This is a genomic window from Duganella sp. 1411 (assembly GCF_017833525.1).
GTDB lineage: Bacteria > Pseudomonadota > Gammaproteobacteria > Burkholderiales > Burkholderiaceae_D > Rugamonas.
On record NZ_JAFICD010000001.1, the window covers coordinates 901,663 to 925,459 of the forward strand.

The following is a 23,797-nucleotide window of genomic DNA, read 5'->3' on the forward strand; positions in this document are numbered from 1 at the left end:
CGTCGCGTCACCGCGGCGGTGTTTTTTTTTAACTGGATTCAAGGAGCACCATGCAAGCACCGACACGACGCGCCGCGCTATCCGCCTGCGCCCTCGCGCTGTTTCTGCTCGAAGGGTCGGCTGCGCTGGCGGCGAATTCCGTCCCGCATCTGCGCAAGCAAGGCACCGCCACGCAACTAATCGTCAACGACCAGCCCTTCCTCGTCCTCGGCGGCGAGTTGCATAATTCATCGGCCTCGCACCTGCCGTACCTGAACAAACTCTGGCCGGCGCTCAAGGGCGCCGAGGTCAACACCATCCTGGCGCCGGTGCAATGGGACCAGATCGAGCCGGTCGAGGGCCGCTTCGATTTCACCGTCCTCGATGGGATGCTGAAGCAGGCGCGCGCCAACGACACGAAGCTGATCCTGCTGTGGTTCGGCGCCTGGAAGAATTCGATGTCGACCTACGTGCCGCCCTGGGTCAAGCGCGACGCCCAGCGCTTCCCGCGCTCGTTGGCCCGCAACGGCGTGGCGCAGGAGGTGCTGACGCCTTTCAGCGCCAAGAGCCTGGCCGCCGATACCGCCGCCTACCGCGCGCTGCTGGCGCACCTGAAGCAGGTGGATAGCGAGCGCACCGTCGTCATGATCCAGGTGGAAAACGAGATCGGCATGCTGCCGGACGTGCGTGACTACGGTCCGCTGGCCAATGCGGCCATCGCCGGCCAGGTGCCCAAGGCCTTGACGGACTACCTGAACGCCAACCGCGCCAGGCTGCACCCGTCGCTGCAGGCCTTATGGGCCGCCAACGGCCACCGCGCCAGCGGCACCTGGGCGGAGGTATTCGGCACGTCCGTCGCCGCCGAGGAGGTATTCCAGGCCTGGGGCTACGCCACCTTTGTGGAAACCCTGGCGGCGGCCGGCAAGGCGGCGTATCCGCTGCCGATGTACGTCAACGCGGCGCTCAACCGGCCCGGCAAGAAGCCGGGCGAGTATCCGAGCGCGGGCCCGCTGCCGCACCTGTTCGACGTATGGAAGGCCGGCGCGCCGTCGCTCGATGTGCTGGCGATCGACACCTACTTCCCCAACTTTACCGACTGGGCGCCGCAATTCAAGCGGCCGGACAATCCGTTGTTCGTGCCGGAGGCCGACAACGCCGGCCGGCATGACGCGGCGGCCAAGGCTTTTTACGCGATCGGCGAGTTCGACGCATTCGGCTTCTCGCCGTTCGGCGTCGAGGACAGCAAGGCCAGCGACCCGCTGCCGCAGGCGTATCGGCTGCTGCGCCAGTTGACGCCTTTGATCAATCAAGTCCAGGGCAGCGGCAATATGCGCGGCTTCAAGGCCAAGGTGTCGTACGACGGCGTGGTCGACGCCTCGCCGCAGCAGGTGACGATGGGCGGCTATACGCTGCAGGTCGGCTTCAGCAACCCGTGGGCCAAGACGGACGCCAAGGATCTGGAAGGGTGCGGCGGCTTGGTCATCCGGCTGTCGGACGACGAGTTTCTGCTGGCGGGTAAGGGGCTGACGGTAACGTTCAAGGACGCCACCGGCGCGGGTGATCTGGTGGGTCTGGAGAAGGTGACCGAGGGGACGTACGAGAACGGCAAATGGAAGGACGGCCGCTGGCTCAATGGCGACGAAATCCACCAAGGCCGCCAGGTGATGCTGGTGACCGGCGATTTCACGATGCAGCGGGTGAAATTGTACCGATATCGGTGAGCTGAAATGGCGGATTACGCGCTGCGCGCTAATCCGCCCTACGTGATCAAAACCCGGCAACCACAATCCGGTCCAACGTGGAGACACGTAGGGCGGATTAGCCGGAACGGCGTAATCCGCCAAGCGCCGCCACCACCGCCCGCCTACCCCACCATCAACTTCACGGACTTCAGCTTCACGCTATCCGGTCCGGCGTGGATGGTAAAACTCCCCGGCTCCACCACCCGCTTCATCTGCGCGTTGAAGAACCAAAGATCCGACGGCTTGATATCGAACGTCAACGTGCGCTTCTCGCCCGGCTGCAAGGTCACCCGCTTAAACGCCTTCAACTCCAGCACCGGCCGCGTCGCCGAGCTGACATCGTCGCGTATATAAATCTGCACCACCTCATCGCCGGCCAGCTTGCCGGTATTGGTCACATCGACCTGCACCGACGTCGATCCCCCGACCGCGATGGTATCCTTGGTCAAACGTGGCGCCGAGATATCGAAGGTCGTGTAACTAAGCCCGAAACCGAACGGATACAAAGGCTTGGTACTGCCATCGATATACCCGCGGCGTGCCGACGGCTTATGGTTGTAAAACACCGGCAGTTGGCCGACATTGCGCGCGATCGACACCGGCAGCTTGCCGCCCGGGTTGGCGCGGCCGAACAGCAGATCGGCGGCCGCGTTGCCGGTCTCCTGTCCCATGTACCAGCCTTCGATCAGCGCATCGGCCTTTTCCGCCAGCAGATTCACCGACAACGGACGGCCATTGAGCAGGAACACCACCGTCGGTTTGCCCAGCGCGAAAATCGCCGCCGCCAGGTCGTTCTGCTGGCCCATCAAATCCAGCCCGGCGCGGTCGCCCAGGTGCTCGTCGGCCCACGCCTCGCGGCTGGTCTGTTCATTGTCGCCCAGGACCATGATGATGGTATCGGCCGATTTCGCCGCCTTCACCGCCTCGGCGATCAGTTTCGCGTTGACCTCGGGCGCGACGAACTTGATCTCGTCCTTGCCCCAGATACGCTCCTCGGTGATGCGCACGCCTTCCGAATACGCCAGCTCGAATCCCTGCGCCTTGCTCTCCGCCAGCAGCCCGTCGTAGATCGACACCACATGGCGCGGCACATCCGAGTAACCGCCGATCGGCGTATCCTTGGCGTGGGTACCCAGCAGCAGCACCTTGCCAACCTTTTTGCCGTTCAACGGCAGCAGGCCCTTGTCGTTCTTCAGCAGCACCGACGTGCGCGTCGCGGCCAGCCGCGCCAACGCCACCGCGTCCGGCGTGGCGGTCAGGCTGTCGGCCGCCTTGGCATCGACGTAAGGCTGCTCGAACAGGCCCGCCTGGAACTTCAGCGTCAGCACCCTGCGCACCACCACATCGATCTCCTTCTCGGCGATGCGCCTTTCCTTCACCAGCTCGGCCAGCGTCAGGTAGCCCTCGCCGTCCGGCGTCTCGATATCGACGCCGGCCTTGAACGCGTACAGCGCGGCTTCCTTCACGTTGGCGGCCAGCTTGTGGCGGGTGACCAGCTCCCGGATACCGAAATAGTCGGATACCGTCACGCCTTTGAAACCCCACTCCTCGCGCAGCACCTTGTGCAGCAGCCAGTGGTTGGCGTGCGAAGGAATGCCGCCGATCTCGTTATACGACGGCATGACTGCGCCGACGTTGGTTTCCTTGATCAGCTTTTCGAACGGCGGGAAGAAGTCCTCGCGCAAGGTGCGCTCGCTGATCTCGGCCGGACCGATATTGGTGCCGCTTTCCGGCTGGCCGTGGCCCGTCATGTGCTTGAGCGTGACGAAGACCTTGTCCTTGGCCAGCACTTTGTCCTTGCCGGCGAAGCCCAACACCGCCGCCTTGCCCATCTCGCCGCACAGGTACGGATCTTCACCGTAGGTTTCCTCGATCCGTCCCCAGCGCGGCTCGCGCGCCACGTCCACCACCGGCGCCAGCGCCAGGTTGGCGCCGCGCGCGCGCATCTCGCGCGCGGCCACGCTGAAGATCTTCTCGGTCAGCTCCGGATCGAACGACGACGCCAGGCCGATCGCCTGCGGGAAGCTGGTGGCGTCGCGCGCCACGTAACCGTGCAGCGCTTCCTCGTGGGTCAGCAGCGGAATGCCAAGGCGGGTTTGCTCGACCGCCCATTTCTGCGCGGCGTTGACGTAGTTCGCCGTTTCCAGCGCATTGCGGTTGGCCTTTTCGCCGGTATCGCCGGCGCCCGCCGCCTGGCCCAGTTGACGGTCCGACGGCCGGCCCAGCATGCCAAGGCCGTTGGGGAAGGCTTTCTTCGCCTTTTCGGCGGAGAACTCGCCGGAGGCATCCTGCATCTCGGTTTTCTTTTGCCAGATGCACTGCAGCTGGACGATCTTCTCGTCCAACGTCATGCGGCCCAGCAGATCGTCCACCCGCTTTTCCAGCGGCAGCGACGGATTCTTGTAAGGCGCCTGAGCGGCCGCCGCCAGCGCCATCGGCGCCGACATCACGGACAGGCCGGCCACGCCGGACATCGAGGACAGGAACTGCCTGCGGTTACTTTTCATCTGCTGCGTCTCCAATCGGTTTTAGTTGGTGTTATTAATACTACCTTATTACTTTAGTATTGATGCTGGATCTGGCCGGGCGTGGGCACGCGGAAGCGGAACAACCCGCCGGCCAGCGGCTCGGCGGCCAGCGCCTCCTCCGACAAGCCCTTGCGCGCGGTGGTGACAAACACGGTGCGCAGATCGCGGCCGCCGAAGGCGATCTTGGTGATGTTCGAACAGGGCATCGGCACCGTGTCGATCAACTCACCCTGCGGCGAGTAGCGCTCGATGCGCGCGCCGCCGAACAACGCGATCCACACGGCGCCGTCGGAATCGACAGTCGTGCCGTCCGGGTAGCCCGAGCCGGCGATGCGCACGAACACCCGCTTGTTCGATAAGTGGCCCGTGTCGTCGATGTCGAAGGCGTAGACCACCTTCTCCAGCGTATCGGTGTGATAGAAGGTGCGGCCGTCCGGGCTGCACGCCGGCCCGTTGGTGATGACGTAGCCCTTGTCCTTGCGGCGCGGCTGTCCTTTGCGCTGCACGCGGTACAGCGAACCGCTCGGCTGCACCTCGGCGTTGTCCATGGAGCCGAACCACAGCGCGCCGTGGCGGTCGATATAGCCGTCGTTCAGCCGGTTGCCCGGCAAATCCGTCTCCACTTCATGCATCAGGTCCAGCGCGCCGCTGTCGAAGGAAAACCGCATCAGCTGTCCCGGCAGGCCGCAAACGAAATCGCCACCGCGCATCGGCAGCGCGAAGCCAACTTCGTCCGGCAGGCTCCAGCTCTGACGCAGGCCACCGTCTTCGCCGCAGCGATGCACCTTGCGCTCCTTGATGTCGACAAAATACAGCGCGTGGTTCTCGGCGTGCCATACCGGGCCTTCGCCCAGGGTCGCGCCCACCGCCCAGATGCACTCGGGTTCAATTTGGAATGTCGTCATGCGCCGTACCATCCCGCGTCGACGAAATAATCGCGGCCGGAGCAGCGGCCGGCGTTGTCGGACGCCAGGAACAGCGTCATCGCCGCGATATCCTCCGGCTCCACGCGTTCGCGCAGGCACTGCGCGTCGAGGATTTCCTGCTCGCCCTCCGGCGTATGCCACAACGCCATTTGACGGGGCGTGCGCACCGATCCCGGAATGATGCAGTTGACGCGGATGCCGAAAGGACCGAGTTCGCGGGCGAGTCCGCGCGTCATGCCTTCGATGGCGGCTTTGGCCGTCTCGTACAGAGCCAGCTTGGGCAAAGCCAGATGCCAGGAGATCGAACCGAAATTCAGGATCACACCGCGACCGGCGGCCTTCATGCCAGGCGCCACCGCCTGCGCGCAAAAGAACTGGTGCCGCAGATTCACCGCCATGCTGTCATCCCAATACTTTGGCGTGACCTCATGGATTTCATGCCGGTGATCGTTGGCGGCGTTGTTGACCATGATTTCAATGGCGCCGCACTCGCTTTCGATCGTGGCCATCACCTGCGCCAGCGCATCGAGATCGGTCAGATCGCAATGAAAAAACCGCGGCGCATGCCGGGCGGCGGCCAGGCTCGATGCCAGTTCGCGGGAAGCCTCCTCCACGATATCGATAAAACACACTTGCGCGCCCTGCGCCACAAATGCCTCCACCAGCGCCGCGCCGATCCCGGTGCCGCCACCGGTGATCAGTACCCGCTTGTCCGCCAGATTGGGATACGTGGCATACACCATCTTCTTCTCTGCGGAAGTTGTTTGGACCATCTTGTTCATCTCCATTTGATTATTATTAGTTTGATTCCGGTCCCCCCATCAAGACATATCGTCTCCCAGCAAACCGCGTCGCGCCAGATTGCGGTACAGCGCGCGCACGCCGAAGGTCCAGGGCGCGATGGCGTCGCTGAGCTGCACGTGATTGACCAGCGTGCCGAGCGACGGGCTGGCGATGCTGACCCGGTCGCCCAGCTTGTGGGTGAAGCCGGCGCCCGGCGCGCCACGGTCTTTGATCGGCGAGAACATGGTGCCCAGGAAGAGCATGAAACCGTCCGGATACTGGTGATGCGCACCGGCGGTTTGCGCCACGAGATTGAGCGGATCGCGGCTGATTTCACGCATGCGGCTTTCGCCGTCGAGCCGGAAGCCGTCATCGGCGCCCTCGATCAGCAGACGCAGTTCGGCGTTGCGCACCGTGTCGATGGTGAAGGCGTTGTCGAACAAGCGGATGAACGGGCCCATGCCGCACGAACCGTTGTTGTCCTTGGCCTTGCCCAGCAAAAGGGCGCTGCGTCCCTCGATGTCGCGCAGGTTGACGTCGTTGCCGAGCGTGGCGCCCACCGCCTGCGCGCGGCTGTTCACGGCCAGCACGATCTCCGGCTCGGGATTGTTCCACTTCGAATCCGGATGCAGGCCCACGTCGGCGCCGAAGCCGACGGCGGACATCGGCTGCGCCTTGGAGAACACCTCGGCGTACGGCCCGATGCCCACTTCCATGTACTGCGACCAGGCGCCGCGCTCGATGAACTGCTGCTTGAGCTTTTCCGCCTCCGGCGAACCTGGCTTGATGGCCGACAGGTCGGCGCCGATATCCTTGAGCAGCGTGCCGCGCAGCGCATCGGCGCGCGCCGCGTCGCCGCCGGCCTGCTCCTCGATCACGCGTTCGAGCAGGCTGACCGCGAACGTCACGCCGCACGCCTTGATCGCCTGAACATCGCATGGCGCCAGCAGGCGCGGACTGCTCGTCGCGGCATCGTCGCCCAGCGCGGCCTCGATCAACGCCTCCACCCGTCCCAGCGGCTCTCCCCGCGCGGCGCGCGCGAAGCCGGCGGGATCGTCCCGGTCCAGCAAATCGGCCACGGTAGCGCTGTGGGCGGTGATGTCGAACACCTCGCCATCGCGCACCACCACCACGCACGGCCCTTTGACATCGTCGCGCCAGACGCGCCCCACCAGCAGTGCTTGCGGCAGATCGGCCGGCAGGTGCACCGCCGTCGGTGCGTGCTTCAGTTGATTTTTCATGTTCTTCCCAGACTAGGCTTGTTAGGATGATACGTCCATTCGGGCACCAGATAGCGCATCGCCATCGCGTCGTCGCGCGCGGTGGATGCCACTTTTTTGTACAGTTCATGCGCCGCCTCGATGCGGTCCATGTCCGGCTTCACGCCCAGGCCCGGGGCCAATGGCACCTTGACTTCGCCGCCGACGATTTGCAGCGGTTCGCGCGTCAGCCGTTCCTGTCCTTCCTGCCAGATCCAGTGCGTGTCGATCGCGGTGATTTTACCCGGCGCCGCAGCAGCGGCGTGGGTGAACATCGCCAGCGAGACGTCGAAATGGTTGTTCGAGTGCGAACCCCAGGTCAGCCCCCATTCGTGGCAAAGCTGCGCCAGCCGCACGGAACCCTGCATGGTCCAAAAGTGCGGATCGGCCAGCGGAATATCGACCGCCCCGAGCAGATGGGAATGGGCCATCTGGCGCCAATCCGTCGCTATCATGTTGGTAGCCGTCGGGATGCCGGTCGCGCGGCGGAATTCGGCCATGATCTCGCGTCCCGAATAACCGTTTTCGGGACCGCAGGGATCTTCGGCGTACGCCAGCAGGTGGCCCTGGCCGCGACACAGATCAATCGCCTCGCGCAGCGACCAGGCGCCGTTCGGATCCAGCGTCACGCGCGCGTCGGGGAAGCTCGCCTTGATCGCCGCCACCGCCTCCATCTCCTCGGCGCCGCGCATCACGCCGCCTTTGAGCTTGAAGTCGCGGAAGCCGTATTTTTCCACCGTCGCCTCGGCCAGCCTGGCGATGGCGGCGGGCGTCATCGCTTCCTGGTGACGCATGTGGTACCAGTCGCCGGGCGCGCCCTGCCCGGCCAGGTAATCGAGGTCGGTGCGTGACCGGTCGCCGATGTAGAACAGATAGGCCAGCATCGGCACGCTGTCGCGCTGCTGGCCAGCGCCAAGCAGCTCGCACACCGGCACCCCGAGGTGCTGGCCCAGCAGGTCGAGCAGCGCCGCCTCGACGGCGGTGACCACGTTCTCCAGCCGCAGGTTGATCTCGTGCGGCTGCTTTAACACCTGCGCTTCCGCTTCCGAGGTCACCTGATACTGCTGTCCGCTGACGTTCTTGTTGGCGATCGCCTCGCGGATGCCATTGAGGGTACGGTTATAGCGGCCGATCTGCGTGCCGACCACCAGCGGCACGGCGTTTTCGAGCGCGCGCAGAATACCGGCGCCGCCGGGAACCTCGCCCATGCCGGTATGCCCGGCGCTATCCTTGAGCAGCACCAGGTTGCGGGTGAAGTACGGCGCATGCGCACCGCACAAATTGAGCAGCATGCTGTCGTGGCCCGCCACGGGAATGACGCGCATTTCGACGATGACCGGTGCCGCCGACTTGTCTAAATTTGTTGCCTGTACCATGCCTTTACCCTAAAATGATAAGCGCTAACATTTAACCAGTGTGAAGGATTTATGCGACCAAGTCAACACGCGTCATACCGCCGCTTCGGCGGATTGTTAGTCACCGCCCTGGCGGCGGTCCTGCCCCCTCTCTTGCTGACCGCGTGCGCGTCGGCCGGCGACCCGCGCGGCCAAGTCCAAAGCCCGGAAAACCGCTGGGTCGCCTCGTGGGGCAGCGCGCAGCAGATCCCCGACGCCGCCAACGAGCTGCCGGCGGCGAACTGGCGCGACGGCAGCCTGCGCCAGACGGTCCATCTGTCCCTGGGCGGCAGCCGTCTGCGGGTCCGCCTCAGTAATGTACACGGCACCGCGCCCTTGACGGTGGACGGCGCCAGCGTCGCCCTCGCGCTGGCGCCGGGCAAAGCGCGGATCGACGGCGCCACGGTGCGCCCGCTGACCTTCGACGGCAGCCCTTCGGTGATGATCCCGGCCGGCGCCGAATACTACAGCGACCCCGTGGCGCTGGAGGCCAAGCCGGCCAGCGACCTCGCCGTATCGCTGTACTTCAAGGAGGCGCCACCCCGCCAGACCAGCCATTCCGGCGCCCGCGCCACCAGCTTTTTCGCCAAGGGCAACCGCATCGCGGACCCGGATTGGAACGGCGCCGGCACCATCGCGCGCTGGTTCCTGGTCAGCGATGTGGACGTGCAGGCGCCGCACGGCGCCGGCGCCTTCGTCGCCGTCGGCGATTCGATCACCGACGGCTACGGCGTCACCACCGACGGCAACAACCGCTGGACGGACCTGCTGGCGGAGCGTCTGCGCCAGGACGGGCAGCAAGTTGGCGTGGTCAACGTCGGCATCGGCGGCGGCCGCATGCTGCGCGACGGCCTGGGGCCGAATCTGGCGTCGCGCTTCGACCGCGACGTGCTCTCGCGCGCCGGCGTCACGCACGCATTGGTGTTCATCGGCGTGAACGATTTGGGCGGCCAGCACCGCAACACGCCGGACCTGCCGGCCGACCGCAAGAAGCTGCTGGCCGATCTGCGCCTGGCGCACCGCCAACTGGCCGAGCGCGCGCGCGAACGCGGGATCTGCATGATCGGCGCAACCATCACGCCATACTTGGGCAGCGACTACTACCATCCCGAGCCGGAAAACGAGGCCGACCGCCAGGAGCTCAACGAATGGATACGCCACTCCGGCGTATTCGACGCGGTGGTGGACTTCGACGCCGCGCTGCGCGATCCGGAAGCGCCGCAAAAGATCAGCAAGCCGCTGGATTCGGGCGACCACCTGCACCCGTCGCTGGCGGGCTACCGCGCGCTGGCGGAAGCGGTCCCCCTAAACCTGCTGCGCCAAAACTGCACCAATAAAACCCGATAAACCACGGATCCACGTAGGGCGGATTAGCGCAGCGTAATCCGCCAAGCTCCGTCGGCGGCACCACACAAAAAAAACGGACGACAACAAAAAAATGAGACACCCCCACCTCGCGGCAGCGGCCCTGCTGCTCCTGCTAACCTGCGCAGCCCCCGCCCAAGCCCTAGGCCAAAAGCGCCTGACAAGCTTTGACAACCCCGCCCCCGGCTCGGTCACGCTGGCCCAAAACGGCCACGCCGCCACCATCTACATCGACCCGAACGACCACCCCGGCGTCCTGCGCGCCGCCCGCGACCTGCGCGAAGACATCGGCCGCGTCAGCACCGCCCGTCCCGCGATCGAACAAACCGCCAAGCCAACCGGCGCCGACGTGATCATCATCGGCACCATCGGCAAGAGCGCCCTGATCGACCAACTGGTCAACGCCGGCAAACTGAACGTCTCCGCCATCAAAGGCAAATGGGAAGGCTGGCAAGTACAAACACTGAGTAATCCGCTGCCGGGCGTCGACCGCGCCCTGGTCATCGCCGGCAGCGACAAGCGCGGCGCCATCTACGGCATTTACGAGATCTCCGAGCAGATCGGCGTATCGCCGTGGCAGTGGTGGGCCGACGTGCCCGCGCCCAGCCACGCCAGCATCCACGCCTCCGCGCCCGCCGCCGTCAGCGACGCCCCGGTGGTGCAATACCGCGGCATCTTCCTCAACGATGAACAACCGGCGCTGACCGGCTGGGTGCAGCAGCGCTACGGCGGCTACAACCACCAATTCTACGAAAAAGTATTCGAGCTGCTGCTGCGCCTGCGGGCCAACTACCTGTGGCCGGCCATGTGGAACTCGGCCTTCTACGATGATGATAAATTAAACGGCAAGCTGGCCGACGAATACGGCATCGTCATGGGCACCTCCCACCACGAGCCGATGATGCGCGCGCAGCAGGAATGGAAGCGCCAGGGCAAAGGTCCGTGGGACTACAACAAGAACGCCGGTGTGCTGGATGACTTCTGGAGCAAAGGCCTGCGCAACACGCGCGACTACGAGAAAATGATCACCATCGGCATGCGCGGCGACGGCGACGAGCCGATGTCGGAGGAATCCAACGTCGCCCTGCTGGAACGGATCGTCAGCCGCCAGCGCGAGGCCATCGCAAAGGAGATCAACCCGGACGTCACCAAGGTGCCGCAAACCTGGGCGCTGTACAAGGAAGTCCAGGACTACTACGAAAAAGGCATGCGCGTTCCCGACGACGTCATGCTGCTGTGGTGCGACGACAACTGGGGCAATATCCGCCGCCTGCCCACGCCGGAGGAACGCAAGCGCACCGGCGGCGCCGGCGTCTACTACCACTTCGATTACGTCGGCGGTCCGCGCTCCTACAAGTGGATCAATGTGACGCCGATACCGAAGATTTGGGAGCAAATGCATCTGGCGTGGCGCTATCAGGCCAACCGCATGTGGATCGTCAACGTCGGAGACCTCAAGCCGATGGAAGTGCCGATCGAGTTCTTCCTGACCTATGCGTGGAATCCCGCCGCCTGGCCGGCGCAGCGCCTGCCCGACTACCTGAAATTATGGGCGACACGTGAATTCGGCGCCGAGCATGCGGACGATATCGCCGACATCGTCGCCAAATACACCAAGTACAACGGCCGCCGCAAGCCGGAACAGCTGGAGCCGACCACCTACAGCCTGGTCAACTACAACGAGGCGGCGCGCGTCGTCGACGAGTACCGCGACATCGCCGCCCGCGCCGAACGCATCTCCGCCGCGCTGCCCGCCGCCAAGCGCGACGCCTTCTTCCAATTGGTGCTGTACCCGGTGCAGGCTAGCGCGGTGGTCAACGAGTTGTACGTCACCGCCGGCATGAACCGTCTTTACGGTCTGCAGGGACGCGCCTCCACCAACGATCTGGCGGCGCGGGCGCGCCAGTTGTTCCAGCAGGACGCGGAACTGGTGCGGCGCTACCATGAAGACATCAGCGGCGGCAAATGGAACCACATGATGTCGCAGACCCACCTTGGCTACACCTATTGGAACCAGCCGCCGCGCAACGTCATGCCACCGGTGACCGAGATGCAGGTCCCCAAGCCGGCCGACATGGGCGTGGCCGTCGAAGGCAGTGCCGACGTATGGCCAGGCCCCGCCGGCGACAAACTCGCCCTGCCCGCGCTCGACGTGTTCGAGGCGCGCGCACGCCATATCGAAATCTTCAATCGCGGGCAGCAGCCGTTCGATTACAAGGTGACCGCCAGCGTCCCCTGGCTTGTGCTCGACAAGCCGGCCGGCCGGGTGGAGCGCGAGCAGCGCGTCGGCGTCGATGTGCGCTGGGCGGAGGTACCGCCCGGCGTGGGTGGCGCGACATTGACCGTAACGGGCCCGAACGGCGCCAAAACCACGGTCGCCGTGCCGTTGCGCCGCCCGGGAGATGGGCCGCGAGCCGCCAAAGGCGACTTTATCGAAACCTCGGGCGTCGTGTCGATGGAAGCGGAACACTACACCCGCGCGGTGGCGCCCGAAAACCGCCAGTGGCTGCGCATCCCCGACCATGGCCGCACGCTGTCGGGGATGACCACGCTGCCTGTGGATGCCGCGCCCGACGACGTCCCGCGGATGCGGCTCGAGTACCAGATGCAGCTCACCACCAAGGGTAAAGTCACTGTTCGGGCCACGCTGGCGCCCACTCAAAAGATCCAGCCGGGAGCTGGCCTGCGCTACGCGATCTCATTTGACGACGAGGCGCCGCAAATCGTCAGCCTTCACGCGGACCGCTCCGAAAAGGCGTGGGAACGCACCGTCTCGGACGGCGCCACGGTACTGACCTCCCAGCATGTTATAGAAAACGCGGGCAAGCATACGCTCAAATTCTGGGTGATCGATCCCGCCATTGTGCTGCAAAAGCTGGTGGTCGACACCGGCGGGCAACGCGACAGCTATCTCGGCCCGCCCGAAAGCCCGCGCGTGCCTTAAACTTATTAGAAAAACAGACGGAGACAAGATGCACAAGATATTCATCAAGCTGCTGGCGACGCTGCTGTTGTCGCTCGCGGCGGCCACGCCGGCATGCGCGGTGGACGAAGACGGCTACGATCTGTGGCTGCGCTATCGTCCTCTGGAACGCGCGGCGCAGGCCAGGCTCCAGCCCCAGGCCAGGACGCTGGTCCTGGCGGGCAAGCCCTCGCCCACCACGCAAGCCGCGCTGAAGGAACTGCAAAGGGGGCTGCAAGGCATGTTGGGCAGCGCGCCGGCGGTATCGGCCACGATACAGGATGGCTCGCTGGTGCTGGCCACGCCGGCCATGCTGCCGGAACTGGCGACCGCCTCGTCCCCGCTGCGTGCCGAACTAACGGCACTGGGGAGCGAAGGTTATCTGCTGCGTAAGACCCGCCTGCAGGGCCACCACGTCACGCTGATCGCCGCCAACAGCGACATCGGCCTGCTGTACGGCGCCTTCGCCTGGTTGCGCGCGGCCGTCATCGGCGCGCAGCCGGAAGCGGCTTCCGCGCCCAAGCTGCAACTGCGACTGCTGAACCATTGGGATAATCTGGACCGCACCGTGGAACGCGGTTATGCCGGCGCCTCCATCTGGGACTGGTGGGCGCTGCCCGACATCACCGACCGCCGCTACGTGGACTACGCGCGCGCCAACGCCTCGCTAGGGATCAACGGCACGGTGCTCAACAACGTCAACTCCAAGCCGGAAGTGCTGACCGCCGCCTTCATCGCCAAGGCCGCCGCCGTGGCGGACGTTTTGCGGCCCTATGGTATCAAGGTGTATCTGTCGGCACGCTTTTCCACCCCGCTCGAACTGAAGGAAACCGACACCGCCGATCCCCTCTCGCCGGCGGTACAGGCGTGGTGGCGCAACAAGGCCGACGAAATCTATCGGGCGATCCCGGACTTCGGCGGCTTTCTGGTCAAGGCCAACTCGGAAGGCCAGCCAGGTCCGCAGGACTACCACCGCACCCACGCCGACGGCGCCAACATGCTGGCCGCCGCCGTGGTGCCGCACAAGGGCATCGTCATGTGGCGCGCGTTCGTCTACGCGCACGGCGACGACAAGGGCACCGACCGCGCCAAGCAGGCCTACGATGAATTCACTCCGCTCGACGGCAAGTTCGCGGCCAACGTCATGGTGCAGGTGAAGAACGGCGCGATCGACTTCCAGCCGCGCGAGCCGTTCCATCCGCTGTTCGGCGGCATGCCGAAAACGCCGCTGCTGATGGAATTCCAGATCACCAAGGAATATCTCGGGTTCTCCACCGACCTGGCCTACCTCGGCACCATGTTCGAGGAGACGCTGCACTCCGACACCAAGCGCGCGCCGCAAGGCCTGACCGTGGCGCAGGTCATCGAAGGCAAGGCCCTGCCCGAGGCGGCGCGGCAAGCCGGCCTTACCGGCATGGCGGGCGTGGCCAATATCGGCAGCGACCGTAACTGGACCGGCCACCACTTCGACCAGGCCAACTGGTACGCGTTCGGCCGCCTGGCGTGGGACCCGCAGGCATCGGCGCGCGCCATCGCCGTCGAATGGGCCGCGCAGACCTTCAGCGCCGACGCCCGCGTGACCGCACCGGTGGTCGACATCATGATGATGTCGCGTGAAACCGTAGTCGATTACATGACGCCATTGGGACTGCATCACATGATGGGCACCGGCCACCATCACGGCCCGGCGCCGTGGGTCGACAACCTCGAACGGCCGGACTGGAACCCGGTCTACTACCACCGCGCCGCGCGCGACGGCATCGGCTTCGACCGCACCGCCAGCGGCACCAACGCGCTGGCTCAATACGCTCCGGAGATCGCCCGCCAATATGCCGATCCGCGCACCACGCCGACGCAATTGCTGCTGTGGTTCCACCATCTGCCCTGGGATTACGCGATGCCGTCGGGCCGCACGCTGTGGGCCGAGCTGCTGCACCGCTACGACACCGGCGTGCGCGGCGCGCGCGAGCTGCAATCGCGCTGGATGGCGCTACGGCCGATGATCGACGAGCGCCGACACGACGAAGTCGCGCAGCGCCTGCGGCGGCAGGTCGCCAACGCCGAGTTGTGGCGCAACGCCTGCATCGCCTACTTCCAGTCGATCAACGGACTGCCGCTGCCGCCGGGCGTGACGCCGCCGCCCAAGCCGCTGGACTACTACAAGGCCATCCAAGTCCCCTACGCGCCGGGGCGGGGATAGTTTAGAAAGCATCAAAAGCCCAGCTCGTGTAGCATTGGTGGACCTGACCCTGGAGTGATGCTGGAGAAATGATGACGCGTAAAGAGCAAGGCCCCCAAGAGCAGCCGGCGCAGGCGCCGACGATGTCCGATGTCGCCAAATTGGCCGGCGTGTCGCCGATGACCGTGTCGCGCGTGATGAACGGCGACGCCAAAGTGAGCGAGAAGACCCGAAGCCGCGTGGCCGACGCTGTCGCCGCCCTGAGCTACGTGCCCAATCAGGCCGCCCGCCGCCTTGCCGGGTCGCGCTCGATCCGCGTCGGTTTTTTGTACAGTAATCCGAGCGCCGGCTACCTGAGCGAATTCCTCGTCGGCCTGCTCAATCAGGCCGGCCCGAACAACGTGCAGCTGGTGGTGGAAAAATGCGAGGCCGATGAACATGGCGTCGAACAAGCGCGCCGGCTGATCGCCAATGGCGTCGACGGCATCATCCTGCCGCCGCCACTGTGCGATTCCAGGCAGTTGATCGATTTGATCACCGACGCGGGCACGCCGGCGGTGACGGTCGCCTGCGGCCAGCCGGACCTGCGCGTGAGCGGCGTAAGCATCGACGACTACGCGGCCGCCCATGCGATGGCTTGCCATCTGATCGCGCTGGGACACCAGCGCATCGGCTTCGTCGCCGGCCATCCGAACCAGAGCGCCAGCGCGCGCAGGTTGGCCGGTTTCAAGGCGGCCATCGCCGAACACCACGCGCAAAGCGCGCCGGAGCTGATCGTTCCGGGCATGTACACCTATCGTTCGGGATTGGACGCGGCGGAGATCCTGCTCACCCAGGACCCGCGCCCGACCGCCATCTTCGCCAGCAACGACGACATGGCCGCCGCCGTGGTGGCGATCGCCCACCGGCTCGGACTGGACGTGCCGGGCGACCTGACGGTGGCCGGCTTCGACGACACCGCCCTGGCCACGACCATCTGGCCCGAGTTGACCACCGTGCGCCAGCCCATCACCGGCATGGCCGAAGCGGCGCTGCGGTCGCTGGTGCAGCAGATCCGCGCCCGCCACAACGGCGCGCCGCAGGCGCCCGAGCACGCGCTGATGGACTACACGCTGGTACGGCGCCAGTCGGACGCCGCCCCGCGCATGCGTCCGCCGGCCAGAATCGTCAAGCGCAACGCCAGGTAGGGCGGCCTCACGGCTCTACGGCATGCGCCGCCGGCAAAGCGGGCATGGCCGATTACGCTGCGCTACTCCGCCCTACAGTTCACTCATCAAATTGATGATCGTCGACGGCGCCACCGGTTTCACCAGATAATGGTCGAAGCCCGCCGCCAGTCCCTTGTCGCGGTCCGACGCCTGCCCGTATCCGGTCAGCGCCACCAGCACCATGCGGGCGCTGCGGCTGTCGGCGCGCAGCCTTCGGGCCAGTTCATAGCCATCCAGATCCGGCAGGCCGATATCGAGGATCGCGACGTCCAGCTCCTCGCCATCCTGGGCACGGCGGATGGCGTTGGCCGCATTGTGCTCGGCGATGACCTGGTGGCCGACCGAGTCGAGCATGATCTCCAACATCTCGGCCGCATCGATATTGTCATCGACCACCATGATTTTGAGGCCGCCCGCTTTGGCCTCCGCATGCCGCGACGGTAACAATGGCGCCACCTGGCCACGGGCGCTGGTGCGCGGCAGAGTTACCGTGAACCGGCTTCCCAGGCCGATACCGTCGCTGTGGCAGGCCACCGTCCCGCCGTGCAGCTCCACCAGGTTCTTCACCAGCGCCAGGCCCAGTCCCAGCCCGCCCTGCGTGCGGTCGGGCGTGCGCTCGGCTTGCGAGAACAGCTCGAAGACGGCCGATTGCAGTCCCGGCGCGATGCCGGTGCCGTTGTCCTCCACCACCAGTTCCACGTCGTCGCCGCGCAGCTCGGTGCGCACGGTGATGCGGCCGCCGTCGGGCGTGTACTTGGCCGAGTTGTTGAGCAGATTGCTGACGATTTGCACCAGCCGCTTCTGGTCGCCCATCACCGCGCCGACGTCGGGCGCCAGATCGGTGACCAGCCGGTGACGTTTGCTTTCGATTAGCGGCCGCACCTGTTCGATCGCGTGGAACACGACGTTGTGCACATCCTGCGGCGTGCGCTCGATGTCGACCAGCCCGCGCGTGACGCGCGACACGTCGAGCAGATCGTCGATCAGCGCCGTCATATGGCTGACCTGGCGCGCGATCACGCCGCTGGTGTGGCGCAGCCGTTCCTCCGACAGCTTGGCCGTGCCGATCATCTGGGCGGCGGCGCTGATCGGCGCCAGCGGGTTGCGCAGTTCGTGCGCCAGCATCGCCAGGAATTCGTCTTTGCGCCGGCTCGCCTCGCGCAGTTCCTCCTCCGCCTGTTTGTGCGCGGTGATGTCGAGGATGACGCCGACGGCGCGCGTGGCCACCTTGTCGACATGGTACAAGCTGCCGTGCACCGCCACCCAGTGGACGCTGCCATCCGGCCAGACCACGCGGCACTCGATGTCCCACCCGGTGTGGGCCTCGATCGCGGCGTCGATCACCGCCCTGACGCGCTCGCGGTCGTCGGGGTGCATATGTTCGAAGAAATCGGACATCCCCCAATGCGCCAGCGGTTCCGTATAACCGAAACACTGGTCGTGGCGCAGCGAGCGCTGGGAGGTGTCGTCCAGCAGGTTCAAATCCCAGTCGCCGATCTGCGCCGCGTTCAGCGTGAACTGCAGGCGTTCGGCCAGCTCGCGCACGCGCTCCTCGGCCTTCATCTCGGCCTGCAACGCCGCCTCGCGCGCCGCCGAGGTCCGCCGTTGATGCGACAGGTTGATGGCGCCGTCGATGCGCGCCACCAGCTCGCGCGCGTCGAAAGGCTTGACCATATAGTCGTCGGCGCCAGCGGCCAGGCCTTCCACCCGGGCCTCCGGGCCGGCCCGCGCCGACAGCAGGATCACCACCAGGTCGCGCGTGGCTTCGCCCGCGCGCAGCGTCTTGAGCAAGGTGAAGCCGTCGGTGTCGGGCATCATCACGTCGGTCAGCACCAGATCGGGCGGCGGCCCGGCGGCGATGGCGTCGAGCGCTTCGCGGCCGTTTTTTACCGGCGTGACCTGGTGGCCGTTTTTCTCCAGGATGCGCTGGATGTAGGCCCGCATGTCGGCGTTGTCGTCGGCCAGCAGGATGCGGGCGCTGATGGCGCCGGCCACCGCCTCCTCCCGCGCCGGCCCTGGCGGCGCGCCGTTCCGATCGAGCCAGCCGACCGCCTCCTCCAGATAGCTGGCGGTGCCGGCCCAGCGCCCCGCCGGCTCGGGCTGCTCGACGATCTGGTCCGCCGGCAGGTGATCGGTACCGAACTTGAGGCGGACGCTGAAGACCGAGCCTTTGCCGTCGGCGCTGCGCACGCGCACCGCGCCGCCGTGCAGCGCGACCATCTCCTTGACCAGCGACAGGCCGATGCCGCTGCCCTCCATCGAGCGGCCACGCTGTCCCTCGACCCGGTGGAAGCGGTCGAACACCAGCGCCGCATCGGCCTGCGGGATGCCGACGCCGCTGTCGGCCACCTTCAGCTCCACATCGTTTCCGCGCACCTTGAGCGAGACCCTGATGCCACCCTCCAGCGTGAACTTGAAGGCGTTCGACAACAGGTTGAGGACGATTTTTTCCCACATCGCCCGGTCCACATACACCGGCGCGGGCAGCGGACCGCAGTCGACCTCCAGCTCCAGGCCGGCCTGCGCGCACGCCGATTGGAAGTGGCTCGCCAGTTCGGCGGTCAACGCCGCCAGGTCGGTGGCGCTGAAGGTGGCTTGCGTGCGTCCCGCCTCGATGCGCGAAAAATCCAGCAGCGAGTTGACCAGCCGTAGCAGGCGGTGGGCGTTGCGCTCGGCGATCCGCAAGCGTTCGCGCTGGCCCTCGGGCATGGGATCGGCCAGCGCGTCGCTCAACGGCCCTAGCATCAGCGTCAGCGGCGTGCGGAATTCGTGGCTGACGTTGGAGAAGAACAGCGTCTTGGCGCGGTCGGCGGCGGCCAGCGCCTCGCTCCTGGCTTGCTCCTGCTCGTGCGTCGCGATGCGGTCCATCGCCGCGTCCATGGCCGCGAACAGCAACTGCTGGAATTCCCTATACGTCTCGTTCCACGGCAGCCGGGGGCTCGCGCCCAGCACCATCAGCATGCGCGGACGGCCGTCCCGCTGTTGGCGCGTCGAACACCCGAGCGCGTGATCGGGCGACTCCTCGTACGGGCCGCAAGGCTGGCCGGCCAGCACGGCGCGCAAGCCCGCGACCTCCACCACCGCCTGGCTTTGCGACAGCGCCTCGACCTGCCAGCACGCCTCGGCGCCGGCCGACAGCAACGGCGGGCTGATGGCGCTCGCCGGCGCCACGCCGTGGTGGCCCGCCAGCGCGTAAGCGCCGAACGCCTTGTCGAACACATACAGCAGCACGAACGGCAGATCGAACTCGAACGGCGCCAGGGCGGCGACGGCGCGGCGGGCCACGTCGTTGACCGATTCGGCGCCCGCCAGGGCCGCCGTCAGATCGCGCAGCGCCCGCGTGCGCCGCTCGCCGAGCATATTGCGCGTGGTCTCGGTCACCGGATGGAACAAGCCGCAAACCTCGCCGTCCGCCGCGCGGATAGGGCTCAGTGAAAAGGTAAAGAAGGTCTCTTCCAGATAGCCATTCCGCTGCAAAAACATGCGTTGATTTTCAAGGAACGAGGTCTGCCCGGCGACGGCCCGCTCGAACGGCTCACCGATGGCCGGCCAGGCCGACTTCCAGCATTCCCGGTAGTCCATGCCCAACGCCAGCGGATGCTTGTCACCGCAGACGATGCGGTAGCCGTCGTTGTAGATCTGCGTATGCTGCGGCCCCCAGATGATATTGATTGGGAAGTTAGACGCGAGGCACAAGCTCACCGTGGTGCGCAGGCCGTGCGGCCACTCGCCGATGGGGCCGAGCGGCGTCTGCGACCAATCCAGGGAACCGATCAGTCGCGCCATTTCGCTGCCGCTCTCCGCGGCCAGAAACGTGTCGGCGATGCCTTGTTGATGGATGGGAATAATCATGATCGGCAAAAAAAATGATTTCCTTTAGCCTAGCATGAGATCGAACCGGACACATCAGCCCATCTGTGAATTCCCTTGAATTCCCAGACAACATTTAAGACTAGTCCTACAAACAGGCCGCGAGTATGCCTATACCGCGCGAACTCAGGTGTAGCTAAGATACGTTTCAACACTACACCAAGGAGGTCACCATGAAACAACTGAATGCACCCGCGAAATTCGCCTTTGCCTTGATTCTGACTGCCGCAGCCGTTACCGGTTGCAAGAAGCAAGATCCAGTGACACCGGAAGCCACCGCCCCGGCAGTGACGCCGGCCCCAGCCCCTGCGCCAGCGACCTCGCCGACGCCTGACGCGACCACGCCACCGGCAGCGGGCGCCAACACCCCGGCGGACACCACCACGCCGCCGGCAAGCACTACGCCTGATACGACGCCTCCGGCTCGTTAACGGGTCTCAGCGCCGCCCACGGCGGCGTAGTATGATGCGGCTTCGGCCTGATGGCGGCACTCCCGCCCTCGGGCTGTTTCCGCGTGCCCGGTGCGCGCGTCGTGGAAGCACAACGATTAATATCCGATGGCGCACTCTCTCCGCACTACCCTTCCCCCACCACATCCCGTGACCGCGTTCGACTGCCCGCAGCTGCTGGCCGGCCGGCAAACACCCGTGCGTTACGCGACCGCCTCGGTCGACGTGCAAGCGCGCGCCATCGAGATTCAAGTGGCGATCGACTACCGCATGCCATCACTGGTCGCGCGGGCGATCGGCCGTTCAAGGCGGGTCGACCACGATCGATTCATCCGTTACGTACGATTGGCGGACGCCGGGTTGCGCAGATACTGGAGCAGGACTATCACCTTGAATGGCGCCGACTACACGGTGAGCGTGTCGGCGCGCCAAACGGCCAAGGGCTTGCCGCTGGTGCTGGCACATACCGGCAGCCGCCTGCTGGGACCATTGAGCAGCCGCTCCAGCAATCCCTATCCGCTTTTATCCGGTAATCTATACTACGAACCGCACCACGACAGCGACTCCGACGCCATGTTCGCGATGACGGCCGCGCACGAAATCGGCCACGCCTTCCTCACCAGCGCCTTCGGCATACGCTGGTCCTGGGGCCATGGCGGAACCTCGTCGATCTTGGGACGGATGGCCGCCACCGCGCCACCTTATCCGATATCGGGCGAAATCGGGCTGATGACCTATTACCGCAACAACGCGACCCAGACGATTTACCGCGACGACGTCCTGCGCAGAACCATCGCCAGCGAAAACGACGTCAAAACCTTGCTATTCATCGCGGGCCGCATTTAGCTTCACTTCAACGCGATGGCCAGATCGATCAGGCTGACCTGGCCATTGCCTATCGCGGAATTCGCCGGACTGCCCGCGCCGTTGACCGGCACCGCCGCACCGGTGGCCAGGTCCACCCGATACAGCGCGCTGCCACCGTTGAACGAGCCGCGCAACGCAGCCAGCGCCAGTCCATTGGCGCCGCCGGCGATATCCATCGCCACGTCGCCCACCGCGCTGGCGCCCAGCGATCCGACATTGACCAGGATGCCTTCATTGGGCGGCGTTTGCATCACCAGATTGCCGCCGCTGGTGCTGATATCGTAAAGCACGGTGGTGGTGGCGCCGGCATAGCTGTTGCTGTAGGCGGCGGCCGTGACGCCGGCGTTGTTGACAGGGTTGTCGGTGATGGTGGCGCCGGTATCGACGTTGATACGCAGGTTCTGCCCCGCGTCGCTGATCACGCGCAGGCGGTCGGCGGCCGGATTGAAATCCACCGCGAAGCCGGTGCCGACCAGATTAGAATACGGCGACGAGCCGTCCGCCGGGTCGGCGGTGAGCGTCGCCTTGGCGGTGACGGCGCCGTTGACGGGATTGATGGTGACGATACGGCCGGTGGAGGACAAGCCATACAACACGCCATCCTTAGGACGCACATCGAAACCCAGCAGACGTTCGCCGTTGGTCAGGCCGCTGACCGCCACGTTGGTGTCCAGCGTGTTCGGCGTGGCGGTCTTGAAGGTGACGATACGGCCGTCGGAAGTCAGGCCGTAAGCGATCGGCGCGGCCGGCGTGCGCACGGCCACGCCGCGGACGTCCTCGTTCACGCCGACGGCGGCGACCAGCGTCGCGGCATTGGCGGTCGCGCCCAGGTTGATCGTGTAAAGATTGCGCGCGCCGCCGACGGTCATGACGGCGTAGCCGGTGTTGGTGCGGGCGTCGATGTCGAAACCGCCGACGCCGGCAGCGGAGACGCCCAGCGCCACCGGAGCGGTCAGCGCGCCGTTGTTGGGCGGGTTTTGCGTGTACAGCGTGCCGTTGGCGGCGTCGATGACGAACAGCGTGGTGCTGGCGGTGCCGGCGAAGCTGTTGGTGTAGGCTGCGGCGGCGACGGCGGTATTGGCCGCGCCGCCGTTGATGGCGCCGTCGGTGGTGGTAGCGCCCGTGTCCACGTTCACGCGCAGGCTCTGGCCGGTGTTGCCGACGATACGCAAGCGATCGGCCACCGGATTGAAATCGACGCCGAACTCCGTGCCCGCCAGCGCGGTGAACGGCTCGCTGGTGTCGGCCGCGTCGGCCGCCAGCGTGGACTTGAACGTGGCGACGCCGCTAACGCCGTTCAAGGTATAGATGCGGCCCGTGCTGCCGACGCCATACAACAAGCCATCGGCCGGACGATAATCGATACCAATCAGGTTTTCACCGGACTGCAATCCGGTGACGGTCGCGCTGGTGCGGATGGTGGCTGGCGTGGCGCGGTCGAAGGACAGCAGCTTGTTGCTGGCGGTGAGAACAAACACATCGCCCGTATCGGAGGTCGACGGCTGGTCCTTGTCCTTGTCCTTATCTTTTTTGAGTTCCTCGAACCCGCAGGCGGCCAGCGATGCGGCGATAGCGGAAACGAGTAACAGCTTGCGAAGTGACAGGGACATGGTTCGGCTCATCTTTTTAAAAGTGAACGGCCGCGCCGCCCGGATAAGAAATAATTAATAGCTAATATTTTACGCCACTTCGGCGATATTCAACCACTCATGCGGCCATGCCCAGCCACATGCCCGCCAACGAGATGACGCCGCCACCGGCGCGCAGCCAGCCGCTGTCGGCGCGCAGCGCGCGGCCAAGCCCCAGGCCCACGCCGTGCAGCGCGGCGCTGGCGGCGACGAAGCCCACGCCATAGAGCCAGGCGCTGCCCACGGCCGGCATCTCGACGCCATGCGCGTAACCGTGGAAAACCGCGAAGCCGCCGACGATCAGCGCCGCCGGCAAAGTCTTCAGCTTGACGGCGAACCCGATCAGCAAACCAAGCAGCAGCACCGAGGTGGCGATGCCCGCCTCCACCATCGGCAGCGCCGCGCCGCTCATGCCGAGCGCGCCGCCGGCGGCCAGGAAGCCCACGAAGCTGGCCGGCAGCAGCCACTGCGCGCGGCCGCCCAGCTGCGCGCCCCACAGGCCCACTGCCAGCATCGCCAGGATATGGTCGATGCCCGTCAGCGGATGCAGCAGGCCGGCCATCGCGCCGTGGTCGTGGCCGGGGTGGGCCAGCGCCGCGCCGCTATAGGTCAGCGCCAGCAGCATCAAGGTCAGTTTGGATTTCATAGGTACTCCTTC

Annotated in this window: 15 protein-coding genes; 7 read left to right on the forward strand and 8 right to left on the reverse strand. The window is 65.7% G+C overall.

Going from position 1 to position 23,797, the window contains the following annotated elements:
• Positions 1 to 50 precede the first annotated feature (50 nt).
• Complete coding sequence (locus JOD97_RS03525; protein WP_209713330.1) at positions 51 to 1,700, forward strand: DUF5597 domain-containing protein; 1,650 nt, start codon at positions 51 to 53, stop codon at positions 1,698 to 1,700.
• Positions 1,701 to 1,843: 143 nt separating this feature from the next.
• Here JOD97_RS03525 and JOD97_RS03530 read toward each other — a convergent pair whose 3' ends face one another.
• The 5 genes from JOD97_RS03530 to JOD97_RS03550 all read right to left on the reverse strand — a co-directional run bounded on the left by JOD97_RS03530 (position 1,844) and on the right by JOD97_RS03550 (position 8,593).
• Positions 1,844 to 4,228 (reverse strand): glycoside hydrolase family 3 N-terminal domain-containing protein, encoded by a 2,385-nt coding sequence (locus JOD97_RS03530; protein WP_209713332.1) that lies wholly within the window; start codon positions 4,226 to 4,228, stop codon positions 1,844 to 1,846.
• A 53-nt stretch (positions 4,229 to 4,281) separates the two neighbouring features.
• On the reverse strand, positions 4,282 to 5,154 hold the full coding sequence (locus tag JOD97_RS03535; RefSeq protein ID WP_209713334.1) for an SMP-30/gluconolactonase/LRE family protein: 873 nt from the start codon (positions 5,152 to 5,154) through the stop codon (positions 4,282 to 4,284).
• Positions 5,151 to 5,918 carry an SDR family NAD(P)-dependent oxidoreductase gene (locus JOD97_RS03540; protein WP_209717133.1) on the reverse strand — a complete coding sequence of 256 codons (768 nt, stop codon included), beginning with the start codon at positions 5,916 to 5,918 and terminating at the stop codon, positions 5,151 to 5,153. Before JOD97_RS03540 ends, JOD97_RS03535 begins: the two co-directional genes overlap by 4 nt.
• A gap of 78 nt (positions 5,919 to 5,996) precedes the next feature.
• Entirely contained in the window at positions 5,997 to 7,199 is a 1,203-nt protein-coding gene (locus tag JOD97_RS03545) for a fumarylacetoacetate hydrolase family protein (RefSeq protein WP_209713336.1), read from the reverse strand.
• Positions 7,196 to 8,593, reverse strand: coding sequence for an enolase C-terminal domain-like protein (locus JOD97_RS03550; RefSeq protein ID WP_209713338.1), 1,398 nt, complete (start codon positions 8,591 to 8,593; stop codon positions 7,196 to 7,198). The genes JOD97_RS03545 and JOD97_RS03550 overlap by 4 nt, the downstream gene beginning before the upstream one ends.
• Positions 8,594 to 8,644: 51 nt before the next feature.
• On the opposite strand from JOD97_RS03550, the gene JOD97_RS03555 reads away from it, so the two are divergent.
• From JOD97_RS03555 to JOD97_RS03570, 4 genes are all read left to right on the forward strand, one after another.
• On the forward strand, positions 8,645 to 9,958 hold the full coding sequence (locus tag JOD97_RS03555; protein ID WP_209713340.1) for an SGNH/GDSL hydrolase family protein: 1,314 nt from the start codon (positions 8,645 to 8,647) through the stop codon (positions 9,956 to 9,958).
• Between the two features lie 91 nt (positions 9,959 to 10,049).
• Complete coding sequence (locus JOD97_RS03560; protein ID WP_209713342.1) at positions 10,050 to 12,920, forward strand: glycosyl hydrolase 115 family protein; 2,871 nt, start codon at positions 10,050 to 10,052, stop codon at positions 12,918 to 12,920.
• A gap of 28 nt (positions 12,921 to 12,948) precedes the next feature.
• Positions 12,949 to 15,138: an alpha-glucuronidase family glycosyl hydrolase gene (locus tag JOD97_RS03565; protein ID WP_209713344.1), complete on the forward strand. Its 2,190-nt coding sequence runs from the start codon at positions 12,949 to 12,951 to the stop codon at positions 15,136 to 15,138.
• 68 nt (positions 15,139 to 15,206) lie between these two features.
• A complete protein-coding gene (locus JOD97_RS03570; RefSeq protein WP_308937222.1) occupies positions 15,207 to 16,304 on the forward strand; it encodes a LacI family DNA-binding transcriptional regulator in 1,098 nt (365 codons plus the stop codon).
• Between the two features lie 72 nt (positions 16,305 to 16,376).
• Here the strand turns inward: JOD97_RS03570 and JOD97_RS03575 are convergent, their stop codons facing one another.
• Positions 16,377 to 20,177 (reverse strand): ATP-binding protein, encoded by a 3,801-nt coding sequence (locus tag JOD97_RS03575; protein WP_209713346.1) that lies wholly within the window; start codon positions 20,175 to 20,177, stop codon positions 16,377 to 16,379.
• A gap of 191 nt (positions 20,178 to 20,368) precedes the next feature.
• Between JOD97_RS03575 and JOD97_RS03580 the strand changes: the two genes are divergently transcribed.
• Positions 20,369 to 20,626, forward strand: a complete 258-nt coding sequence (locus JOD97_RS03580; RefSeq protein WP_209713348.1) for a hypothetical protein — start codon at positions 20,369 to 20,371, stop codon at positions 20,624 to 20,626.
• Between the two features lie 168 nt (positions 20,627 to 20,794).
• The gene (locus JOD97_RS03585) at positions 20,795 to 21,490 is read left to right on the forward strand and encodes a hypothetical protein (protein ID WP_209713350.1); all 696 of its coding nucleotides are present in this window, start codon (positions 20,795 to 20,797) and stop codon (positions 21,488 to 21,490) included.
• A gap of 2 nt (positions 21,491 to 21,492) precedes the next feature.
• Here the strand turns inward: JOD97_RS03585 and JOD97_RS03590 are convergent, their stop codons facing one another.
• On the reverse strand, positions 21,493 to 23,121 hold the full coding sequence (locus tag JOD97_RS03590) for a DUF4394 domain-containing protein (RefSeq protein ID WP_209713352.1): 1,629 nt from the start codon (positions 23,119 to 23,121) through the stop codon (positions 21,493 to 21,495).
• 97 nt (positions 23,122 to 23,218) lie between these two features.
• Positions 23,219 to 23,785 carry a HupE/UreJ family protein gene (locus JOD97_RS03595; protein ID WP_209713354.1) on the reverse strand — a complete coding sequence of 189 codons (567 nt, stop codon included), beginning with the start codon at positions 23,783 to 23,785 and terminating at the stop codon, positions 23,219 to 23,221.
• Positions 23,786 to 23,797 lie beyond the last annotated feature (12 nt).